Here is a 22878-nt window from a genome sequence, read left to right as displayed (position 1 = left end):
CCCATCAGAGTGAAATGTTCTCTTTTATAATGCAAATGTTATATCGCCCGCCCGGGGGCTTGATTTAGAGAACGATTATTTATTTACTATAAATATATTGCTCCCCTGGAGCTTCTAATTTTTGAAAAATTGATTTGAAATATGCTTAGATCTTTAATGATCAGAAATTATAACGCCAGGTTTTACCTTATTTGATTTGTTCATTACGAATAATAAAAGTGGTAAAGTGATCACAAAGAATAATCCAACGATGACAAACGCATCTCTATAACTCAACAAAGACGATTGTCTGAGGATGACATTTTCCATGAGTTTCAGGGCTTTTATTTTGGCTTCATTATAAGCAAAACCTTTGTGCTGAAAATAATTGATGTACGCATTAATTCTGTCCATCGCTTTTACATTATCCGGTGTAACGTTTGAAATTAATACGTTTCGATGATCCGCAAAACGATGCGCGATATAGGTGTTTATAATCGAAACGCCAAAAGAACCGCCCAATTGACGCATCATATTATTTAAAGCTGCGCCTTGCCCAACATCTTTGTCTTTGAGTGAAGAAACCGCCAACATCGTTAACGGAACCGTAAGCAAAGCAAGTCCAAGCGCTCTAAAAATAAGTGCTGTAGAAACTTCAGATGCGCTGGTGTTTAATGTTATGCCTGACATTCTCCAGTTAAAATAAATAAAGAGTACAAATCCTAAGGCAATAATTGTAACGGGTGAAACGCCTTTTTGCAATAAGGTTCCGCATATTTTTAAGGCTAATAATGCCATTAAAGCGCCTGGAAGTAAAAGTAAACCGGTTTGATAAGGCGAGAAATTTAAAAGACGCTGAACAACAACCGGACTTAGATATATAGAAATAAACATTCCAAAACCGGTTACAAAAGTCAGAATTGCGGCTATAATTAGCGACTTACTTTTCAGAACCCGAAGATTTACTACGGGTTTATCGACTTTTAATTCCCAATAAATAAAAAGGCATAAGGTGGTTACGGCGATAACGGTTAGAACAATAATGTATCTGGTTTCGAACCAATCTTCGACTTCGCCTCTTTCGAGAACCGTTTGCAAAGAACCAACTCCAATGGCTAATAACGCAATTCCCGTCCAGTCTACTTTTGCTTTTTCGGGTTTTACAGGAGGTTCTTGCAATAAAAAGTAACACGAAATAGCAACCAAAATTCCTATTGGAATATTGATTAAAAAGATCCATGGCCAATCATAGTTTTCTGTAATGTAACCGCCAAGAGTTGGACCAATAGTTGGACCTATAAAAATTCCTGCACCAAATAAAGCTCCGGCTGTTGATTGTTTTTCTTTTGGAAAAAGTTCAAATACGACAACTTGCGATATTGACAAAAGTGCGCCTCCGCCAATTCCCTGAAAAAACCTAAAAAATACCAACATCCAAATTGAGGAAGAATGTCCGCACATGAAGGAACAAAACGTGAAAAGTATAACGGAACCAATATAGTAATTTCGCCTTCCGAGATTGGCACTCAAAAAACTCGTAATCGGAATAATGATTACATTGGCGATTGCATAAGCGGTAATTACCCAGGAAGTATCTTCGAGAGTTGCACCCAGATTTCCGCTCATATGATATAAAGCTACATTGACAATTGAAATATCAATTAGTTCCATAATCGCGGCGAGGATTACGGTGAAGATGAGTAGTTTTCGTTGGAAAGGTGTCATAATATTAAATTATACCAATCGGTATATTTTTAGATTAAAAAATAACACGAATTGCACTAATTATCACTAATTTGTCTTTGAAAATAATTTCATTAACAAGATTAACGTATTAGAATTTGTGTGAATTCGTGTAATTCGTGTTCAAATTTGATTTGTAGTTCGTTAGGAATTTCTTTTAGAAAGGTCCGTTTTAAGCATATTAGAAGTAGCTCTTGCGATTAATCTGGTGTGATCTTCATTCCATATTTCGCATTGTGCATTTACCAGTTGTTTTGCTTTTTTTATTACTGATGTTTTGGCAAAAATAGTGTCTCCAATTTTCGCTGGAGCGAAATAATCAACGACAAGATTTATAGTAACATAAAAGCTATTTTCATTATAAGAAAACATTGTTGCGCCAATACAATCGTCTGCAATTGCGGCTGTAACTCCGCCATGAAGGGTTTTAATCGGGTTTGACATTTCTTCTCTAATAAGATATTTAAAAGTTACACTTCCTTCTTCGGCAGCGATTACAACTGGTCTCATCCAAAGCATAAAAGGCGATGGCGATGCAGTAAATTCTTTATCAATGTGGTTTTGGAGTTCTTGTAATCTTGAAATTGTTTCCATTTTAGTTTTGATTTTAATTTAATATACCAATTGGTATTTTTTATAATAAAAAAATAGTTGTTGCTTTATTCCAGGTCTTCGATGATTTTATTCAGCGAAAGCATTACTGTCGATAAATCGTTTAAATTTCCAGTAATTTTTGAGATCATTACTGCGCCTTCGATAAGTGCAATTATGGTTAAAGCGGTTCTTTCCGGTTGTATTTCTTTTGCTTTAAATTCGCCGGCAAGAATTCCTTGTTCTATCAATTGAATCAGTTTTCGTTTCCAGAAAAGAATAATGCGTTCTACATTTTTCTTAAGAACCGGATGTGTATCATCAGCTTCTATGGCAGTATTTAGAATTGGACATCCGCCTTTTGTGACTCTTAAATCCAAGTAGTTAGAATAGAGTCGGGGATAAACAAGAAGTTTGTCTTTGAAGGTATTTTGTTTTTCGATTTCTTGTGAAAAAGCATCTTGCAATCTTTTTACATTGTATTGAAAAGCAGCAAGAGCAACCTCATCTTTATTTTCGAAATTTCCGTAAATACTACCTTTTGTAAGTCCGGTCGCTTCTGTAATATCGCTCATAGACGTGCCGCTATATCCTTTCATATTAAAGATTGGAGCAGTTTGTTCGATAATAAATTGCTTGGTTCTTTCGGCTTTACTCATGACGATTAAATTATGACACTGCAAATATATACCAATCGGTATAATTATAAATGTTTTTTTGAAATTATTTTGTTATTGAGTAGTTATTTTAAAAATTTCGCGCAAAGCCGTAACTGTTTGTCATTTCGACGGAGGAGAAATCTTCGTAAGTAACTCCGCAACGAGAATCCAATCTTTGTCGAGCTTCTTATGGAGATTTCTCCTCCGTCGAAATGACAAGATTACGTTTAATCTTTGTGTTTTTACAATTATTTTTAACACATTGCCCGTAGGATTTGGCATATTATGTCTGCCATCTGAATATGTTTTTATCATTATTATGATCGTAAAATCAACCGTTCCTACAGAACGTAAAAAAAACGCCAATTTATTTGGCTACCAATGAGTTGTTCCGATGGAACAATTATGTGTTAAGCTGATTTATGCAGATTCTAATAAAAACAAGTCCGCCAGTTCCAAAATTGAAACTGGCGGACTAAAAAAATAAAAAATAAACACTGTCTTTGTTAGAACGAATATCTAACCCCAAATTGTCCCTGGAATCTTGACGCTAACTGATCTACAGTATAAGGCGCTGATGAAGGTCTTTGGAAAGTATATGTTGGATCACCAGTGGCAACACCTCCAAGGTTTCCTGATTTTGTTAAACCAAGGCTCGCTGTTGAATTGTATGTATTTGGAACAAAGTAACTTCTTCCCCAATCTTTGTTGATAAGGTTACCAACGTTTGCCATGCTGAATGAAATTTGGAATGTGCCAACTTTTGTAACTTTGATTTCATCCATTAATTTCAAATCTGCCTGAATATTCCATGGAGTTGTATCTCCATTTCTTTGTGTGAAAGTTCCTCTTCTGCTTTTTAAATAATCGTTTCCGTTAACAAAAGCTTCATAATCTGCAACTTGTTGTGCTGCTGTCGCTGAAGGAACTCCTGTTGAACTTACTCCAATATATTTCGCTGCTTCTGTTGCATCTTTAAAGATGTAAGCCAATCCTGCTGCTTGTCCTGTTCCTGCAATTGTTGAGTTTACAAATCCCCAAGAGAACGGATTTCCTGATTGTGCATTAAAATATACATTAGCAGAGAAAGTATTGTTATCAGCCAATTTTACTGCATATCCAACATTCGAAACGATTCTGTGTTTGATATTAAAGTTAGAAGTTGCCAATTGCGGATCATTTGGTGTCAATGATTGGTTCATTTGGAAGTTACTTTCCATAGAGTTACGAATTCCGTTTGTAACGTCACGAGAATCTCCGTAAGTATAAGCAACCATAAAATTAAGACCAAAATCATACGTTTTTGAGATCATCTCAGTAATGCTGTATCTGTAACCTTTGCTTGTATTTGAAAGCAAGTATGCATTTGAAAAAGCAGGATTAATATTAGCTGCATAAATTGGCATTTGGTGATTTGTATCGTAAGAGAAATAAGTTGGATTATCCAGTTTATTTACTTGTTGAAATTCCAGATCACGAATCACTTTTGTATAAATACCTTCAGTTGTAAATTTATATCCGTCGATGATTTTATCGATTGCCAATGAGTTTCTTAAAACAGCTGGCATTTTGAATTTGTTATCCACTAAATCTGCCTGAACTTTTGGAGTTGCATCGTGATATCCGTTTAATCCGTTGTTTGCCAATGGATCTCCAGCTGCTGCAACCTGAGCAGGAGTAAGGTTATTTTTATCATAACTTCCGTAACCTACACCATCATTATAATACGCATAACCTAACCATGCAAAAGGAATACGTCCTGTAAATACTCCAGATCCACCTCTTAAAACAAGCGTTTTATCTTCGTCAACATTATATGTAAATCCTATTCTTGGAGAAACTAATGCAGTGCTAAAAAAGTTGTTGTTTATTTGGCTTAATGGCGTGTATGTGTATGTATTACCATAATTAGGATCTGCTGGAGAATTTTGAACTTGTGGACTTAATTTTGGTTTATTTGGCAAGTCTGTATAATCAACTCTCACACCTGGAGTAACTTTCAATTTATTACCAATTCTGATCTCGTCTTGTGCATAAACACTATATAAATTTACTTTGAATTTAGCATACGGATTATTGAAGATTTCGTCTCTTGTAGAACCATCAAATGGGTAAGTTCCACGAACACGAGTAGGAAGTTTGTTAAGGAAATCATCCAAAGATTTGTATGAAACTCTTCCGTTTAGCGAATTTACAAATCCGTAATTGATGTCGTAAAACTCGTTGTGAGTACCAAATAAGAACGTGTGATTTCTTGTTTTATACGTAAGGTTATCTGTGATTTCGGCAGTATTTTGTTTCATATTAAATACTGTAGCCTCACGGTCATTTCCTAAGAAAATTGTTCCTCCTTTATAACCAATTTCTGTTTGGGGAAACATGATATTGCTTGATTTTGGATCACGATAATCTTTAATTGCAGAATAACTTGCAATAAATGAATTTGACCATTGGCTATTGAAATGACTTTTAAGTTCTAAAACCGTACTAATAGATTGGTTTTTCTGCGTAAAATCCATGCTTGAAAATCTAAAGTTTGCTGCATCGCGCTCTAAGTTCGAAGCTTGAGAAATTACTGTATTGTTTCTTAACGAAAGAGAGTGTTTGTCATTAATTTTCCAATCTAATTTATTGAAGAATTTTTGGCTTTTTGCAAAGTTGTTGTATGCTCCAGAACTTCCTACATCAAATCCGTAGTTTGTTTTAACGAAATTCGAAATCTGATCTGCTGTTGCATTATCAACTAATGAAGTCAATTTTCCGTTAGAATCAGTTTGTCCAGCATTGTAAAATAAAGGGTCAGTTCTTTCTGCATATTCCATATTGGTAAAGAAGAAAAGTTTATCCTTAACAATTGGCAATCCTAATCTAAAACCTACTTGATAATCACCAAAAGAACTTGGCATTTTTGAACCGTCGCCAGCATTATTTGGACCTGTAATCGCAGCACTTCTACCATAGCTATAAATAGAACCGCTTACTTCGTTTGTACCGCTTCTAGTAACGGCATTTACGCTTCCTCCTAAAAAGTTTCCTAATTTAATATCATAAGGAGCGATATAAACCTGAATATCCTGAATCGCATCTAAACTTATAGAATTTGATCTTGTACTACTTCCCGGCATTCCTGAAGTTCCGGATTGACCTCCCAAAGATGGACTAAAACCTATCGCATCATTGTTTATAGAACCGTCGATTGTTACGTTATTGTATCTAAAGTTAGTTCCGGCAAATGAGTTATTTGAACTTTGCGGAACCAGTTTTGTAACATCCTGAATTCCTCTGTTTATTAACGGAAGTCCATTTACTTGTTTTTCACCAATATTGGTTCCGTTGTTTTTTGATGACGGTTTAGAACTCGTAATTACAACTTCTTCCAATACATTGTTATCTGCTTTACTAACCACAATTGTTGGCAAATCATTATCACCAAGCGCTAAAAATATTTGTGCATTAGAATAATCTTTGGTACCTGAACTTTTAATTTCCAGTTCGTAAGGACCACCGGCATTTAAATTTTCGAAACTAAATCTACCTTGTTTATCCGTTGTAGCTCTGTAAACAGCGTTAGTAGGTAAATGTGTTAATGTAACCTCAGCGTCAATAAGTGCGCTGGTTCCATCATTAACCTTTGCAGATAATGACGAGGTTGTAATTTGAGCAAAAATGTTTCCCATAACAAGAAGCATAAATGCCGAAAAAAAGAGTTTTAGTTTTGTCATGTTGTTTTTAGTTTTTATTTGACAAAGAAACCCAGTTTGTTTCGATCAGATTTAACGCTTTTGTTAACTTAAAATGATAAAAATATTCATTGTTAACCCAAAATTATGAACGTGTTATTTCTGTTTTAATTAATTATACCTTTAAAATCAATAGTTTAAACAAAATGCTAAAAATAAGTAGATTAGGTTTGTATTTGAAGTAGATTAGAGAAACATTAGAGTGTTAAATTAATGTTACGGATTGTAAAAATAAGCGTTCTCGAATTGTAATATTCTTGCTGAAAAACATGTTTTTAAAAGCTAGTTTGCGCATTTTTGTCATCCCGATTTCTATGATAAAACCAATTTTGTTTAGGAGCTAATCCCGCACCCGAGCCTGAAAGTGCGAACTGGCGAAGCAATCCGTTTCAATCTTTTGTGTCCGCCGCGGCGGACACAAAAGGATTTCCACTTCTATCGGGGCTAGTGCAATCATTTTCATAACAACATTTCCATCTAGTTTGTCATTTCGACGAAGGAGAAATCTTCGCAAGTAGCTCGACAAAGATTGGCGATTTTGTTTGAGGAGTTTCTTGTGTGTCCTTCGACTTCGCTCAGGATGACAATCATTGTGGTTATTTTGTGGAAAATATCTAAGAATTAATCCTTTTAAGGAAATACCAAAGAAAATGTAGTGCCTTTTTCTAACTCAGAATCTACTATTAGATTAATATTATGAAGTTTTAGAATTTGCATGGTGATAAAAAGTCCCAATCCTTGTCCTTGAATATGACGCGTTCGATCGCTTCTGAAAAAGAGATCAAAAATAGATTCTCTATCAGTTTCTGAAATTCCAGGACCTTGATCTTTAATTTTTATCAGAAGCTTTCCTTCGTTCGAAAAAGCAAATACGTTGACTTGTTCAGGCGAAGAAAACTTTATTGCATTGTCAAGAATATTGTATAAGGCAATGAAAATCATGTGTTTATTTCCATGAATGGAAAGCAAATCTTCATCATCAGAAATGGCATCAAAATTAACCGAAACTTTAGATTCCGGATATTCGATCGCTTTCTTTTCCAGAACATTCCACAATATTTCATCAATCCTAACCGATTCCATTTGCTGCGGTTCAGAAAGTTCAAGCCCTGATAATACCAAAAGTCCTTCGAGAGTAGATTTGAGATGTAAAGTGTCTTTTTTGAGTGATTTTAAAATTTGCTCATATTGCTCGTTAGTTCTTGGCTGTTGCAGCGAAACATCAATGTCTCCAATAATAATGGTTAGCGGCGTTTTTAATTCGTGCGAAGCATTTTTCAGAAAGTTATTCTGGATCATTATTCCGCTTTCTAATCTTTCCAGAAGATAATTAAAAGTGGTAATAAGCTCTTTAATTTCGTCTTTTCCGCTTGTTTGCGGGATTTCCAGTCTCGAATGAAGATTTTCGGTCGTAATGGTATTTACTTTGGCTATAACTTGCTCAAAAGGCAGAAAAGTTTGTTTGGCTAAAAAGGTTCCCAAAAGATAATTTATCGGAATTCCGGCGAGATAAAAAAGAATAAACATAATACCCAAAATCTCCAATTGTCTATTTCCTGCACGATCAATTCCCGAAACTACAATGATAAAATCTCCCTGATTGTCTTTATAAAATAAACCAACAAATTGTCTGTCGCTGATTTTAAAATGTAAAATTTTCTCTTTTTTGATCAAATCAAGATATTGATCACTTAGCTGAACATCAACATTATCGTTTACAAAAAGTTTCTTGGTTTTGGCATCATAAACTCGTATCGATTCGTTGTTTATCCGATTGTATTGTATTTCGATTTGACGATAACGCTCGCTGCTAATCTCTTTGATTTCGTCTTTTTCGAAGTAAAAAAGAGCCGTTGTCATCGCATGATCTTCGAGATTATCATAATAAAGATCTTTCATGTGAGTTCTAAACAACAAGAAAGAACCCGCCATTACAAGTCCAACCGTAAAGGCAAAAAGCAAACTGGAATTAACCGCAAGTTTGTTTTTAAGATTCATGACTCTTTTGTTTGAGCATATATCCTGTTCCTTTTATGGTGTGAATAAGTGGCGTGGTAAAGTTTTTATCGACCTTATTTCGCAGATAATTAATATAAACGTCCACAGTATTAGAATTCATGTCAAGATCAATGCTCCAAACTGCCTGAGCAATTGCAATTCTCGACAAAGCGGTTTCTCTGTTTTTCATGAAAAAAATCAGAAGTTTAAGTTCCCTTGAAGATAAATTAAGTTCTTTTCCGTCTCTCGTGGCGCTTTGTTCCTTCATATTGATCTCAATTCCGGCATAAGATTGAAAGTCTAATATTCCGGTACTAAATTCGGCACGACGAAGCTGAGCGTTTATTCTCGCCAGAAGTTCTTCAAACAAAAAGGGTTTTGCCAAATAATCATCGGCACCGGATTGTAATCCTTTAACTTTTTCGTGCGGAGTATCTAATGCACTTAAAATAAGAATAGGAAGAAGTATTTTTCTGTTTCTTAAGACTTCACAAACCTCAAATCCTGTAATATCCGGAAGCATGATATCGAGAATAATGATATCGTAATCATTTTCCATGACTTCATTTATGGCGTCATAACCTTTCGATACCGACTTAACCTGATAGAGATTTTCTTCAAGTCCTCTCGAAATAAAGGAAGCAACTCTGGGATCGTCTTCAACTAATAAAACTCTATTCATAACCGAATATAATTGGGGTGTGCAATATTATTTAAGTAATATAATAAGTATTTTGAGGACTTATTGGAGTTACTTTTTTATCGTTTAATTCTAATAATGTATTTTCTATCATTTGCGACATCGCGTCCAATGCGAGATCATTTGGCTGAAGTCCAAAAGGATTTTCTAATTCATCGGCAATTGCTTCAAGAGCGACAAAAGTATAAGCTATAAAAACGATGATAAAAGGCGTAATCCAGCCCATTGTTTCAACAAAACCAAAAGACAATAAAAAGCAATAAATGTAAACGGTTCTGTGTAATAAAACGCTGTAAGTATAAGGAATTGGCGTTCCTGCAATTCGTTCGCATCCGCCAACAATGTCAGAAAGTTTGTTCAGATTTTCTTCAAACGCAAGTTGTGTAACGCTGTCAATCTTGTTTTCGGATTTAGCATTTTTTACCCAAATTCCTAATTCTCTTAAAATAATTATAGGTTTGAATTTGACTTCTTTAAGTTGTTCTGCAAGTTCTTTTGGCAGAAGCCGATTCATATCATTATCAGAATTTGTTTCTCTAAGCTGATGTTTTAAACTGTAGACAAATGCAATAAGTAAGTTGGTGAAATTCTCTCGTTTGGCTTCATATTCTGCATCGTTAACCAGCGTAATGCTTTGTCTGGCAAGAGATCTTGTATCGTTTAATAATGCGCCCCAAAGTTTTCTGCCTTCCCAAAAACGATCATAACTTACACTGTTTCTAAAGCCAAGAAAAATAGCCAATGCAATCCCGAATAAAGTGAAAATTGCGGGATTAATATGTAAATTATATTTAAGAAGATAAGGCTTGAAATAAACGACCAAAAGCGAAAATAAAAGCAATAACAGAAGTCTCGGAAGGAGTTGCGGCAAAACGGAACCTCTCCACTCAAAGAGCATTTTAAACCAGGTATTCTTTTTCTTTATTATCATTTGGAAAAAATGAAATTCTAAGATATAAAAGTAATTAAAAGTAGTATCGCTCGCAAAAAATCACAGAAAATATAATGGTCTTTATTTACGGCAAATTTTAAGGCGATTAATCATTCAAAAAAGCCGTCAAATTGTAGCAATAAGACGGCTTTTGAAATTAAAATTTTGAATATTTTCTTAGGTAGATAAAGTTAAACCTTTAGCTTTAAAATTACCAAAAAGTACTTGTCTTGCACTACTTATTGTTTCTTCGGTACGGTAAATACTGCACCAGAATTTTACTTGTAATTTGAATTTTCCTTCAGAAATTGCGCTGTAATAAATCTGAGGTGTTTTCGTATTATTTACCATTTGCATGCTTTCAAGAGATTCTAGTATAAGCGCATTAATATCCTCAGGCATAACGTCTCCCGAAACTTCTAATGTGATTTCTACCAGTTTAAAATTGTCTGTGTAAGTCCAGTTTGTAATGTTTTGAGAAAGTAAATTACCATTCGGAATAATGATTTCGGCACCGTTTGGAGCGTTGATTTTGGTGGTACGCAATCCCATAGATTTTACACGACCGGATTCATTACTAATATCGATTACATCACCAATTTGTATTGGTTTATCGAAGATTAAAATAATACCCGAAACAAAATTGTTAACCACATTCTGAAGTCCAAGTCCAACACCGACACCTAAAGCTCCTAATAAAATGCTTAGTTTGTCTAAAGGCATTCCCGAAGCTGCAACCGCCAAAAGGTAGCCGACTATTAAAACCACAAGTCTTGTAATCAATAGTTTAGAATGTTGTCTTTTATTGACGTTTTCTTCGTTTTCATCGTCAATTTCGCCAAAAAAGTAAGCAACATAATTTTGCAATAAATGTGCTACCCAAATAATGATGAAGAATAAAACGATGTTTCCTAAAGTAAAAGTGATGCTTCCAATGGTATTTGGATGGCTTAATAATTTTACTAATCCGGAACGAAGAGATTCCCATGCATTTAAATTAGCTGCGATTACAACAATCCACATATAACTAATTATGATAATGAAAGGTTTTTTGAGTGTGTCGGACAGAGTTTCGTGATCGAAGATTTTTTCGATGCCACGTTTAATTCTCGTGGTGTAAATCTGTAAAAGAATAACTTCTAAAACAATTTTCAAAAGAACACTCAAAGCCACAATTTGCGTTAGCGAAATAAATGCCGTAAGACTTAACATGTTTGCCAATGAAACTCTTCCGAAAAGGTTATTCAAAAGGGATAAAGCATTCAGACCAATAAAAATTATGGTTGCCCATTTAAAAAATCCTTTAATATAAAGCTGTTCTTTTAAAGTTTTAATCTGAACTAAACCGTAACGGATTCCTAAAATATTGATCACAATAAAAGCGCAACGCTGAATAAATCCTACTGCAATAAATAAGTCAAGGAAACACAAAACAAAGAATAGAACTAATAGGAATATCCAGTTTTTCATGGCAACTGCAGGCCATCTATTTTTAAAAAGAACCGTAAGAAGTCCCAAAAGAACCAACTGAATTAATTCTATAAATAATGCCGGAGCATATAAATTACTTACAACGGCAATATTAAGACCAATCACTGAAACCGGAATTATAACGCCTCGATTTAAATATTTAAAGTTAAACTGAGCCAGATTATCGGCATGTGCATTACTGTTTAAATATTTTAAATTACGCGAAATGTACCAACCCAATAATCCCATTAATAAAACCAATGTAATCAAACCGCCGGCTCTGTAACTTAGGTAATAAGCGGCGACATTTTCTTCGATAATGATCTTGGCTTTTATGTTTTGACTAACTATTTTTTTAGCTGTCGAATCGGTTTTACTCCATAAAGTAGGATAATCTTCTTTCAGCATCCCGATTCCTGATTGTTCAAGTTTGCTGTCAACGGTGATTAAAGCATTCGAAACAGCAATTTTTCTTTCGACTGTAAGTCTTTTATTTTTGTTTAAAATACCTTGATTTTTGGTCATTAAACTGTCCGTGCTCAGGTATCTGTTTTTAAGATTGGCGAATTCTTTTTTAAACTGTTTGCGACGAATTGTGTCTTTCAAAAGACCCATTAAAGTTTTGTCTTTGCGCAAATCAATTACTCTGCTTTTGATTTTTTCAAGAGCCAGATTACGCGAATTGATTGCTGTATTTTGTTCTTCAAGTTCCTGCTGAATTTCTTTCAGCACGATACGATACATTTGCTGATTGCGAACATTAGGATTTGCACCTTTTAAACTCTCCAGAATAAGATCAAGTTTACTTTGCGTTCTTTTGATATCACCAAATAAATGATGACTATTTCCATCAAATTCGGTGTCATTATGAGCAGATTCCAATACTTCTCCGGCTTTTTCGATAGCCATTAGATAGTCGCTGTCCGTAGTACTTTCCTGAAATAGTGAAGATTTGGTTTCTGTTTTTGGAGGAGTTGTTTGCGAATAGGCGAGTGGCGTGAAAAATAAGACTGCTAATAAGGCAAGTAAACAAATAGAATATCTTTTCTGAATCATAATTTAGGGCATAAATTTAAGGTTCAAATGTAATTTTTTTTAAAGTATTTATGATGAAGAGTATGATAAAATTTGGTTAAAAGAGATTTTGTGATTAATCTCGCAAAGTCGCAGAGTCGCGAAGTTTATGTACAATATTGTCATTTCGACGGAGGAGAAATCCTCGTGAGAAGCTCGATAAAGATTGGATTCTCGTTTCGGAGTTACTTTTGGAGATTTACTTAACATGAATTCATGTAGAATAAAGTCTACAAGTATTAATTTTTTAATCCATTTAATCGGTCGTGAGAAAAACACAAAGAAACTCACAGAAAGTAGAAAATAAAATCTGTTCAATCTGCCAAATCTGCGTGCAAAAACTAACCACAATCAAAAGAAAAAATCATTTTAATCAAAGACCAGAAAAAAGATAATTTCGGTAAACCTTTAAAAATATTATATTCGTACTCTCATACCAAAAATACCAAAACACCTAGAAAATGGAGAATATTACCGTAATTATCATGTTACTATTTGGCGTCGCTTTCCTGAGTCTTGTTAGTAAAAAATATAATTTCCCAATTCCAATTGTGTTGGTGCTTTGCGGCGTTGTGATTAGCATTATTCCCGGACTTCCGGTGATTGCATTAAGTCCCGAAGTTGTTTTTATCGTCTTTTTACCGCCACTTTTATATCACGCAGCGTGGTACACGAGTTGGTCTGATTTTAAACAAACTATTAGGCCGATTACTTTGGCGGCTGTAGGTTTGGTGCTTTTTACAACTGTTGCCGTAGCATTTGCTGCACATATGCTGATAGATGATATTTCCTGGCCGTTAGCTTTTTTATTAGGCGCAATCGTTTCGCCGCCTGATGCTGTTTCGGCTACTTCTATAACAAAAGGTCTGGGTTTACACCCGAGATTAATTGCCATTCTCGAAGGCGAAAGTCTGGTAAATGATGCCAGTGGTTTGGTCGCTTATAAATATGCTTTGACTGCTATTACAGCGGGGAATTTTGTACTCTGGCAAGCCGGATTGAATTTTGTTGTGATGTCAGTTATAGGAATCGGGATTGGCTTAGGTGTAGGATATATTATGAGTTTTATTCATAAAAGATTTGTTTGCGACGAAGTTATCGAAGCAACTTTAACTTTATTAACGCCTTTTGCTTCTTATTTAATTGCCGAACATTTCGAAGCTTCGGGAGTTTTGGCTGTAGTCGCAACGGGACTTTTTCTTTCAGCAAGATCAGGAACGATTTTCACACACGAAAGCCGAATCATGACAGGAACAATTTGGAGCGTTTTAACGAATATTCTAAACGGATTAATCTTTATCTTAATCGGATTGCAATTGCGTCAAATTATCGAAGGAATTGGGGATTATTCCGGTTGGTCATTGTTTGTTTGGGGTGCTTCAGTAAGTTTGGTCGTGATTTTAGTACGTTTTTTATGGGTAATTCCGGCAACATTGCTTCCAAGATATATCAGTAAAAAAATCCGTTTGCAGGAAGAATTTGATTTCCGAAATATGATTGTTTTTGGCTGGTCCGGAATGCGTGGCGTAGTTTCTATGGCTGCTGCTTTGGCGCTTCCGCTAATGATGAACGAAACGGAAGCTTTTCCGCTCCGAAACCTCATCATTTATCTGGTATTTTGCGTGATCCTTTCGACTTTGGTTATTCAGGGATTGACATTACCGTGGTTAATCAAAAAACTAAAAATTGAAAAATATTCAATCCTAGCCGAAGAATACGAAATAAGAAATGTGATTGTTTCACAAACTATTACCCACATCGAAGATAATTTCTCGTTACTCAACGACGACTTGCTTCACAACATAAAAAGCAAATACGAAGTAAAATTTAACCGCCTTCAAAAAACCGAACTCCCAGCCAATTTCTTCGGAAAAGGAAATCTTATGGGCGGGGAGATTTTCAACGACTTTACCAAACTTCAAATTGATCTCTTAAATGTAGAACGCGGTAAACTAGAATCAATGCACAAATCGGGTTCTGTCAATGAAGAGATTTTCAGGAAGATTGAGAAGGAATTGGATTTGGAAGAGACTAGATTGTGGATGGAGATGTATGAGGAGTAGGGTTTATTCCGTAAAATTCAATTCCTTTTTGTTTTAAACGATTTGTACTCCATTCTGACCATTCATTAGTGTATGGATTATAACCACATTTTAAAGGTTTTGAAAACAGGTTTTCAGGTTCTTCGATATAAGCACGGCAATCTGTACAAATATGCCTAAACTCACAATCTTTACAAGTTTCTATTTGTTCTTTTGTAATGTTCCAGTACTTTTTAAAGTTAGGTTTATTTAAAGCTTCCTCTAAAGTGGTATCTTTTATATTACCAAAACTTGTTGTCATTGAAGGACAGTTTTTTATGTTGCCATCTTTGTCAATTGATATTTTTCTATTTAGACAAGTATTGTGATGAAGAGACTCGCTGAAAAGTTTAATATTTGAATAGAAATATTCTTCATTTATTATTCCGCAAGCTTTCTCGTTAACGATGTTTCTTGTTACAAGCATTAAATAACCCATATTTTGTCTTAACGATTTAAAACTTTTATCATAAGGCGAATTAAAAATGACAATCGAATGTATTCTGCTATTTTCTGATAATATTATATTTAGTTCATCCAAATTAAATTCTTCAGAATAAGGAATTATGAAGTCAACAGAAACAACTCTTGATTTTTCTTTTTTTAATAATTCAGCAATACTTCTGATATAATCAATAGCTATGTTTTTATAAAATCTTAGCTGAATATAAGAACATTTCAATGTTTCAAATTGAGGAATTAAATCATTAAAATTATGAATGATTTCTTCATAATCAATAATGATGTTTGTAATTAAGGAAGGAGAATTCCATTCTGTAGACATTCTAGGAAATAAATCTGGATTTGAATTGAAAAAGATGAGTTTATGATGGATTAAATAGTCAAAATATTCATCAATTATTTCATCATATTTATGCTCAAAATGACTTTTAATTTCTTGAATGGTTTTACCATTATATGTTTCCAGAATATCATATAATCCGTTGGGAGTAAAATAGAAATTGTTATTCTTCATATCGCAGATAATACTTCTGTTAGATCCTTTGACAGGAATACAGTCAGCAAAAAGAATAAAATTAGATTGTTTCAAATCAGATTATTTTAGAAATAGGTTTGACAAAAGGTTTAGAGATATTCTTAGAATTTTGATACGATTGAATTGCAATCAAATTGTTTTTTGGTTTATCTTGATTTAGAGATCTTTTATATACTTTCGATTTTAAACCATTAAAAATATTAATTGGTTTTTTGTTTTCCATCTTGTAGAATTTTAGCTAGTTTATTTTCTAAATAATAATTGCATGTATTGTTCATAAAACTTATTTGTCCAGTTGGATTTATTTCAAGAAAATAATAATCATCATCACAATACATAAGATCAGCCGAACCATAATTGAGATTAAATTTTTTAAAAACCCTTTCAAGTTTTTCTTCAATTACTGAAGGCAATTTGAAAGGAACTATTCTTAAGTTATCCATTTCAATAAGTTTTGTTCTATAATCAATAATATCATCAAAAACATGAATTGCGATTGAATAAAAAGAGCCATCGATATAGATTACCCTAATTTCAAAATCGGCTATAATTCGTTCCTGAAAAAATGAAAGGGCAAATTCGTCAGGTGTTTTATCAAGAATATCAGAAGTGATCTGAAATGTTAGATTAAAATTATAGCGATATTCATCATCCTGATAAAAGAGCGTATCTAATATTCTTTTAGAGATAATCCCCTTTTTTTGATCAAAAGTATCATAGAAAGCTTTCAACGTTTCTTTACTGCCGGTAATTAAAGTATGGGGGATTTTTAATCCTTGTTCTTTTGCTTCCAACATAATATCAAGACGGTTCGTTTCAAAATCAGCAATTCTTTTTCCTATTTTTTTAATTGATTTTTGCAGAATGAAAGCATCGTTTAGAACTTCATAACATTTGTTTTCATAATCAGTTTCTCCTGAATTAATACATCCGCCATTGAACCAGATACTTTGAATTTTTTCTAATTCTATATTTTCTAAATAACCGGTTTTTAATAGATAAGAACTTTTCTCATTGCTAATATTCATTGCTTCAATGCTAACTTTATCGGCTTCACCAATTCTTATGAAATCTTCGTCTAGACAATCAATAACATTATTTACAAAATCATCTACGTCTTTACTGTAAATTAAAATCATAATCTATGTTTATTTGTCATAGAACTCCCAGTCATCCGTGAGTTTCATGATTAAGTTGTAGTTTTCTGCATAATAATCATCCGCCACTTTTGGATTTTTAGGGTTGTATGCTTCAATTATAAAATTTCCATTATCCATAATAAAGTCATTAGGGTTACTGAATTTGAAACTTATTTTTCTAATTTCTACATCATTTCTTCCGCATGATTTTGAACCATATAGATTGCCTTTATAAATATGAAAACAAGAACCAAATTCTTTACCATTATTGATATTTCTTTTGCTGTCATATTCAAAAGCAGTAATGCTTTTATCTAGAAGTTCGTTTAAAATAGCTAAATTTTCAGGCTTTTGTTGTAGGGCATGTGTAATCAAAATATTAAAATCAGGAAAGGATATCAAAGTAGTATCTCTTATTACATGAGCGCCTATTTTCTCTTCAGATGGGTAACCTTCTTTCTTTAGTAAATCGATCAGTTTACCAGTGACTTTTTCGGTAGTTTCATATAATACTTTTGGGCTTTTTCGGTTTTCCAATCCATAATCTGTCTGATCTTCGTTGACTAAATCTGTTAATTCTTTTTTTAGATTTAAATTCCATTTGCTTTGTGCTTTTTTGCATATTGAATCGTATTTGCTACTAAAATTTTTCCATTCCGGATTTTTTCGCAAGCCATTGAAAATTTTGGAATTAAAGTATGGCAGATTAATACCTTTTAAAGCCAGTTTTTCGCTCCACTCAAAAGCCGTTTTAAAATCTCTCGATAAAATGGCACAACGAACAGCGTTATGAATATCTCTTGCAAACAAGGTGGGATAATTTTGGCTAAGTAAATTATACTCTTCTTTAGCTTTGGCATATTGCCTGCCTAGGATATAATTCTCTGCTTTTTGTGTATAAGTGTAATAAGTGATTTCTTGTTTTTGCGCCTTTTCTTTTTCAATATCCGCAATTAGCTTGTTATTGATCATTAACGTTTTGTATGTACCTTCTTGTCTTTTTGTGTTTTCTTTCCGTTGATTTTTATGTGGATTATAAATCATTGAACCTATATCAAAAATCTCAGAATAACACCCCCTTGCTCCAAAAGCAAGTAGTGTTTTTTGAGTAACTTTTCCACTTATTTTAAAAGCACGTCTGCCTTTAGGTGCTGTTTTATAATAAGAATATTTTTTAAAGTAAAAGGCCGGAAATGTATCTAAAAAACTGTATTCATCTATTTCTTGTCCATTCAATTTTGATTCTATACTTTTCTTATCTATAATTTTATCATAACAAGCATTACCAAGATAACAAGTATTTATGGTATCTGTTTTTTCTCCTAGAAATATATTAATATCATTTTCTATGTTCTTATTTCTGCCCAGTTCATTCCACCATCCACCACTTACAAATCCTTCTATACTAATGAGACTATCTTTAGAATTATAATTACACTTTATGATTTCTACATTTAAAAAATATATGGAATTACTCTCTAAAAAATGAAAGCTTTTATTATCTCTTCTTCGAAAAGTCACTCCATAGTTTACTACTCCCTTATAATTTCGATCGTCAACAAAATAAGCTAAGGTATCTTTAGTATTCGGAGACCAGTTACTGTATTTGGACCAACGCAAATGGTACATTTCCTCAAATATTTTATTTTTTTCAAAATTGCTTTGATTATAGCTTTTCTGTTTTAACTGATTTTGCCCTGAAGCATTACTGCTAAATAGAATATTTACTAAAATTGTAAAAGATATTATATATATAAATTTCAAAATAAAAGCTGTTAAAGTTAAAAGAAAAGATTAAATCACTTTGGAGAGATGTAGAAACAAGTCTGAATTATATTTCAATAATTCAGACTTAAAAAATCATCTATAAAACTGGTCTAAGAGGAGTATCCATTTTATCTGCAGTAATAAAACCATTGTCACAAATATCTTTAATATTACTTCTGTCATGAAATGTCACTTCTCCACCTCTATAAGAGTCATAGCCATAATCAAAATTCATCACTCGCTGCGAAGCTCCATGAGGAGCACAGATATTTGATCCAGTTGAATACATACCACCACCATTCAGTTCGAATAATTGTTCTCTTTTTAAAGTACAGTCTTTAAACTTGTCTAATTTTAAACTTTCCAAATTCATAATTTCTAATTTTTTAATTAATAAAAAAAACATTTTAAAATCATCAATATCAATTTGTCCTTCTGTAACGTGCACTTTACATAAATAGAAAAGAAATAATAATTTTGTAATTCCAATATTACGCAATCCAAATGTTAAAATAGTATTTTTCTTATAAATAATTTAGTTAATGTTTGTTGATTAGAAATTTTGGAGTTGGAAAATGATAAAAAAAGAATTTGTAGAAATGGTTTGTATTCTAAATGTAGAGATGTTAGGAGGATTAAAAAAGGAGTTGAATTTGGAGAGATGAGGTTGTGGATTTATGAGGAGTAGGATATTTTTCTCCAAATTATGGTTTTCCATAAATAAACTTTGATTTTAAGAATGTTATTTGTTTTTAAGATAAGTGACTTTATTTGAAAAAATTATTATTTGACAATCATACTTTAAATGTTTTGAAAAATGGTATTGAAGAACCTAGATATAAAGAGATTAGAAAAATAGGAGAGAATGAGGTCGTACTCGAAGCTGTTAAACTATTACTTGACTGCAAGAAAGCTTACTATATAGGTCTTATTCCGAGTAATCAAGCAGATATAGATAAATTTGAGCGTAAGACAGATTTTGACATTCATTTTCTTTCCTGGGCAAAAGTTCATGAATTTTGCAAAGTTCATAAATTGGAAAAAGTACTTGCTATTTTCAAATACAATAAAGGACAAATTTATCAATATGAGGATTAAATCGTAAAATATGGGACATCAATCTGAAGCTGTATTAGAAAATAACTTAATCAAGCAATTGATTAGTTTAGGGTTTTTATCTGTAAAAATTCAGGATGGAGAATCTTTGGTTTTTAACCTTAAAAAGCAACTTGAACTTTTTAATGAAACTACTTTTACTGCTAAGGAATTCGATGCTATTTTAAATCATTTAGCCAAAGGCAATGTTTTTGAAAAAGCCAAAACACTAAGGGACTATTATAATTTAACCAAAGAAGACGGAACTTCATTTTATGTTCGTTTTTTTAATACTGAAGATAATAGCCAAAATTTATTTCAGGTTACCAATCAGATAAGTCTGGAAGGAAGCTATAGAAATCGGTTTGACGTAACACTTTTGGTCAACGGTTTACCTTTGGTTCAAATAGAATTGAAGCGTTCAGGTATTGAAATCAAAGAAGCTTTCAATCAAATCAATCGTTACCAAATGCATTCTTTTTGGAGCAATCATGGTTTGTTTCAATATGTACAATTGTTTGTAATAAGCAATGGAGTTAACACCAAATATTTAGCAAACAACAAATTGCAATCTGTTAAGCAAACTTTCTTTTGGGCAGATGCAAATAATAAAAATATTAGAGAGTTACCTGATTTTACAGCCGCTTTTCTGAATCCAAATCATTTGGGTAAAATGATATCTCATTATATCGTAATAAACGAAACCCATAAGGTAATGATGGTCTTACGACCTTATCAATATTTTGCGACAGAAGCCATTATTCATCAGGTCAAAAACTCAAATGATAATGCTTATATCTGGCACACGACAGGTTCTGGTAAAACTTTAACATCGTTTAAAGCAAGTCAAATCTTAATGGAATTGCCACATGTTTACAAAGTTGTTTTTGTAGTAGATAGAAAAGATCTGGATTATCAAACAATGAATGAGTTTAATGCTTTCAAAAAAGATAGCGTTGATGTTACTGATAATACACAATCTTTGATTAGGCAATTAACGGATAATACTAAATTGGTTTTAACAACCATTCAAAAATTAAATAATGCCGTTTCAGAACGTTTTAAAGGGAATATTGAGCCTTTGCGACATAAGAAAATCGTTTTTATTTTTGATGAATGCCATCGTTCTCAATTTGGAGAAACACATGAACGCATTACAAAATTCTTTGAAAAAAGTCAGTTAATCGGCTTTACGGGAACGCCGATATTTGCTGAAAATGCTTCTAAAAATGATTTAGGAAAAAGAACCACCAAAGATTTATTTGGAAACTGTTTGCATAAATATGTGATTACAGATGCTATTCGAGATCAAAATGTACTGCGTTTTGGAATTGAATATGTGGGGAAATACAAAAATAAAAGTAATACATTTATTGATATTGAAGTTGAAGATATCGATAAGCAAGAAGTTCTGGACTCTCACAAAAGAATCAATAAAATCGTTGATTATATTATTGCTTATCACAATCAAAAAACCTTTAATAGAGAGTATTCTGCATTGTTGGCAGTTAGTAGTATTGACAATGTAATTAAATACTATGATCTTTTTCAGCAAAAGAAAGAAGCTGGTGAACATGATTTGCGTATTGCTACTATTTTTACCTATGGCACTAATGAAGATTCAGACGAAGCTCAGGATTTTCTTCCTGCTGATGAAGTAGATTTTGATGTTTTGGCAGAACCAAGAACTCTTTATGAATCCAGTCATACAAGAGATAAACTCGAAAAATATATTGGTCATTATAATGTAATGTTTGGCGCGAGTTTTACAAACAAAGACAGTTCATCATTTGAAAAATATTTCCAAAATATAAGTAAACGATTAAAAAATCGTGAAAAAGAAAATTTCAATAATGAACAAGATCGGTTGGATATTGTAATTGTTGTAAATATGATGCTTACTGGTTTTGATGCCAAAAAAGTAAATACTCTTTATGTAGATAAAAACCTGAAGCAACATGGTTTAATACAAGCTTATTCGAGAACAAATAGAATTTTAGGAGAACAGAAGTCGCAAGGAAACATTTTATCGTTCAGGAATCTTAAAAAAGCAACTGATGATGCAATTACTTTATTTTCGAATAAAGAGGCAATAGAAGTTGTCAATATGCCTGATTATGAAACAATAGCGGAGAAGTTTGATGAAGCATTAAAATTATTGAGAGAAATAACGCCAACTTATCAGAGTGTAGATAATTTAGAAAGCGAAGAAGACGAAGCGCAATTTGTGCAAGCTTTTAGAAAATTGATGCGAGCAATGAATGTGTTACAATCCTACACTGATTTTGATTGGGAAGATTTACCAATTGATGAGCAGGAATTTGAAGACTACAAAAGCAAGTATCTGGATTTATACGAAAAAGTAAAGCAAGACAATAAAAAACAAAAAACGTCTATACTTGATGATATTGATTTTGAATTAGAATTAATTCATAGGGATCAAATTAATGTCGCTTATATTCTGAAATTATTAGCACAATTAAAAGGAGCTAAAATTCCTAGTACGGCCGCTACTCAAAGAAAAATAATTATAGATTTATTAGGTGGTGATATTCAATTGAGAAGTAAAAGAGAATTAATTCAGAAATTCATTGATGAAAATATGCCTCACATTAAAGATGGTGATTCGATTGAAGATGAGTTTGAAAAATTCTGGCAAGATCAAAAAGTATTAGCATTAGGCAAACTATGCGAAGAAGAACATCTGGATAAAGCCCAATTCAAAGCATTGATCGATGCTTATATTTATAGTGGCAGAGAACCAATAAAAGACGAAGTTTTTCAATGTTTAGACAATAGACCAAGTATTCTTCAGGCAAGAGTAATTGGCGATCGAATTATTGCTAGAATGAAGGAGTTCATAGAGGTTTTTGTAAAAGGAATGATGGCATAAAGATTTGTATTTAATCAATTT

At 32.9% G+C, this 22878-nt stretch carries 15 protein-coding genes; 3 read left to right on the top strand and 12 right to left on the bottom strand.

Annotated elements, in window-relative coordinates:
• Positions 1–153: 153 nt before the first annotated feature.
• From CLU81_RS05905 to CLU81_RS05870, 8 genes are all read right to left on the bottom strand, one after another.
• Positions 154–1704: a DHA2 family efflux MFS transporter permease subunit gene (locus CLU81_RS05905; protein WP_099708975.1), complete on the bottom strand. Its 1551-nt coding sequence runs from the start codon at positions 1702–1704 to the stop codon at positions 154–156.
• Between the two features lie 162 nt (positions 1705–1866).
• Positions 1867–2316 carry a PaaI family thioesterase gene (locus CLU81_RS05900; protein WP_233209669.1) on the bottom strand — a complete coding sequence of 150 codons (450 nt, stop codon included), beginning with the start codon at positions 2314–2316 and terminating at the stop codon, positions 1867–1869.
• A 65-nt stretch (positions 2317–2381) separates the two neighbouring features.
• A complete protein-coding gene (locus CLU81_RS05895) occupies positions 2382–2972 on the bottom strand; it encodes a TetR/AcrR family transcriptional regulator (RefSeq protein WP_099708974.1) in 591 nt (196 codons plus the stop codon).
• Positions 2973–3478: 506 nt separating this feature from the next.
• Positions 3479–6694, bottom strand: a complete 3216-nt coding sequence (locus tag CLU81_RS05890) for a TonB-dependent receptor (RefSeq protein ID WP_099708973.1) — start codon at positions 6692–6694, stop codon at positions 3479–3481.
• 648 nt (positions 6695–7342) lie between these two features.
• The gene (locus CLU81_RS05885; protein WP_233209668.1) at positions 7343–8710 is read right to left on the bottom strand and encodes a HAMP domain-containing sensor histidine kinase; all 1368 of its coding nucleotides are present in this window, start codon (positions 8708–8710) and stop codon (positions 7343–7345) included.
• Complete coding sequence (locus tag CLU81_RS05880) at positions 8700–9392, bottom strand: response regulator transcription factor (RefSeq protein WP_099708972.1); 693 nt, start codon at positions 9390–9392, stop codon at positions 8700–8702. The genes CLU81_RS05885 and CLU81_RS05880 overlap by 11 nt, the downstream gene beginning before the upstream one ends.
• 31 nt (positions 9393–9423) lie before the next feature.
• Positions 9424–10341 carry a bestrophin family protein gene (locus CLU81_RS05875; protein ID WP_099708971.1) on the bottom strand — a complete coding sequence of 306 codons (918 nt, stop codon included), beginning with the start codon at positions 10339–10341 and terminating at the stop codon, positions 9424–9426.
• A 177-nt stretch (positions 10342–10518) separates the two neighbouring features.
• Positions 10519–12867 carry a mechanosensitive ion channel family protein gene (locus tag CLU81_RS05870; protein ID WP_099708970.1) on the bottom strand — a complete coding sequence of 783 codons (2349 nt, stop codon included), beginning with the start codon at positions 12865–12867 and terminating at the stop codon, positions 10519–10521.
• A gap of 479 nt (positions 12868–13346) precedes the next feature.
• On the opposite strand from CLU81_RS05870, the gene CLU81_RS05865 reads away from it, so the two are divergent.
• Positions 13347–14948 carry a Na+/H+ antiporter gene (locus CLU81_RS05865; RefSeq protein WP_099708969.1) on the top strand — a complete coding sequence of 534 codons (1602 nt, stop codon included), beginning with the start codon at positions 13347–13349 and terminating at the stop codon, positions 14946–14948.
• On the opposite strand, the gene gwsS is transcribed toward CLU81_RS05865, so the two are convergent.
• The 4 genes from gwsS to CLU81_RS05845 form a co-directional block, all read right to left on the bottom strand.
• On the bottom strand, positions 14917–16017 hold the full coding sequence (gwsS, locus tag CLU81_RS05860; protein WP_099708968.1) for a grasp-with-spasm system SPASM domain peptide maturase: 1101 nt from the start codon (positions 16015–16017) through the stop codon (positions 14917–14919). The two genes, CLU81_RS05865 and gwsS, sit on opposite strands and share 32 nt — an antisense overlap.
• A 146-nt stretch (positions 16018–16163) precedes the next feature.
• The gene (locus CLU81_RS05855; RefSeq protein WP_099708967.1) at positions 16164–17102 is read right to left on the bottom strand and encodes a hypothetical protein; all 939 of its coding nucleotides are present in this window, start codon (positions 17100–17102) and stop codon (positions 16164–16166) included.
• Positions 17103–17111: 9 nt separating this feature from the next.
• Positions 17112–18866 carry a hypothetical protein gene (locus tag CLU81_RS05850; RefSeq protein ID WP_099708966.1) on the bottom strand — a complete coding sequence of 585 codons (1755 nt, stop codon included), beginning with the start codon at positions 18864–18866 and terminating at the stop codon, positions 17112–17114.
• Between the two features lie 100 nt (positions 18867–18966).
• Complete coding sequence (locus CLU81_RS05845) at positions 18967–19368, bottom strand: hypothetical protein (RefSeq protein WP_233209667.1); 402 nt, start codon at positions 19366–19368, stop codon at positions 18967–18969.
• A gap of 272 nt (positions 19369–19640) precedes the next feature.
• Between CLU81_RS05845 and CLU81_RS05840 the strand changes: the two genes are divergently transcribed.
• Positions 19641–19967 (top strand): hypothetical protein, encoded by a 327-nt coding sequence (locus tag CLU81_RS05840; protein ID WP_099708965.1) that lies wholly within the window; start codon positions 19641–19643, stop codon positions 19965–19967.
• 10 nt (positions 19968–19977) lie between these two features.
• Positions 19978–22857 carry a type I restriction endonuclease subunit R gene (locus tag CLU81_RS05835; RefSeq protein WP_099708964.1) on the top strand — a complete coding sequence of 960 codons (2880 nt, stop codon included), beginning with the start codon at positions 19978–19980 and terminating at the stop codon, positions 22855–22857.
• Positions 22858–22878 lie beyond the last annotated feature (21 nt).

This window comes from Flavobacterium sp. 9, from assembly GCF_002754195.1.
In the GTDB taxonomy this organism is placed as follows: domain Bacteria; phylum Bacteroidota; class Bacteroidia; order Flavobacteriales; family Flavobacteriaceae; genus Flavobacterium.
The sequence above is the reverse complement of the archived record's forward strand: the minus strand, read 5'-3'. Positions and strand labels throughout refer to the sequence as shown.

Bases quoted from the DNA above. Each gene is read 5' to 3' on its own strand.
- CLU81_RS05875 (WP_099708971.1), bottom strand. From the start codon at position 10,341: ATGATAATAAAGAAAAAGAATACCTGGTTTAAAATGCTCTTTGAGTGG.
- CLU81_RS05870 (WP_099708970.1), bottom strand. From the start codon at position 12,867: ATGATTCAGAAAAGATATTCTATTTGTTTACTTGCCTTATTAGCAGTC.
- CLU81_RS05880 (WP_099708972.1), bottom strand. From the start codon at position 9,392: ATGAATAGAGTTTTATTAGTTGAAGACGATCCCAGAGTTGCTTCCTTT.
- CLU81_RS05835 (WP_099708964.1), top strand. From the start codon at position 19,978: ATGGGACATCAATCTGAAGCTGTATTAGAAAATAACTTAATCAAGCAA.
- CLU81_RS05865 (WP_099708969.1), top strand. From the start codon at position 13,347: ATGGAGAATATTACCGTAATTATCATGTTACTATTTGGCGTCGCTTTC.
- CLU81_RS05905 (WP_099708975.1), bottom strand. From the start codon at position 1,704: ATGACACCTTTCCAACGAAAACTACTCATCTTCACCGTAATCCTCGCC.
- CLU81_RS05855 (WP_099708967.1), bottom strand. From the start codon at position 17,102: ATGATTTTAATTTACAGTAAAGACGTAGATGATTTTGTAAATAATGTT.
- CLU81_RS05890 (WP_099708973.1), bottom strand. From the start codon at position 6,694: ATGACAAAACTAAAACTCTTTTTTTCGGCATTTATGCTTCTTGTTATG.
- CLU81_RS05895 (WP_099708974.1), bottom strand. From the start codon at position 2,972: ATGAGTAAAGCCGAAAGAACCAAGCAATTTATTATCGAACAAACTGCT.
- CLU81_RS05885 (WP_233209668.1), bottom strand. From the start codon at position 8,710: ATGAATCTTAAAAACAAACTTGCGGTTAATTCCAGTTTGCTTTTTGCC.
- CLU81_RS05900 (WP_233209669.1), bottom strand. From the start codon at position 2,316: ATGGAAACAATTTCAAGATTACAAGAACTCCAAAACCACATTGATAAA.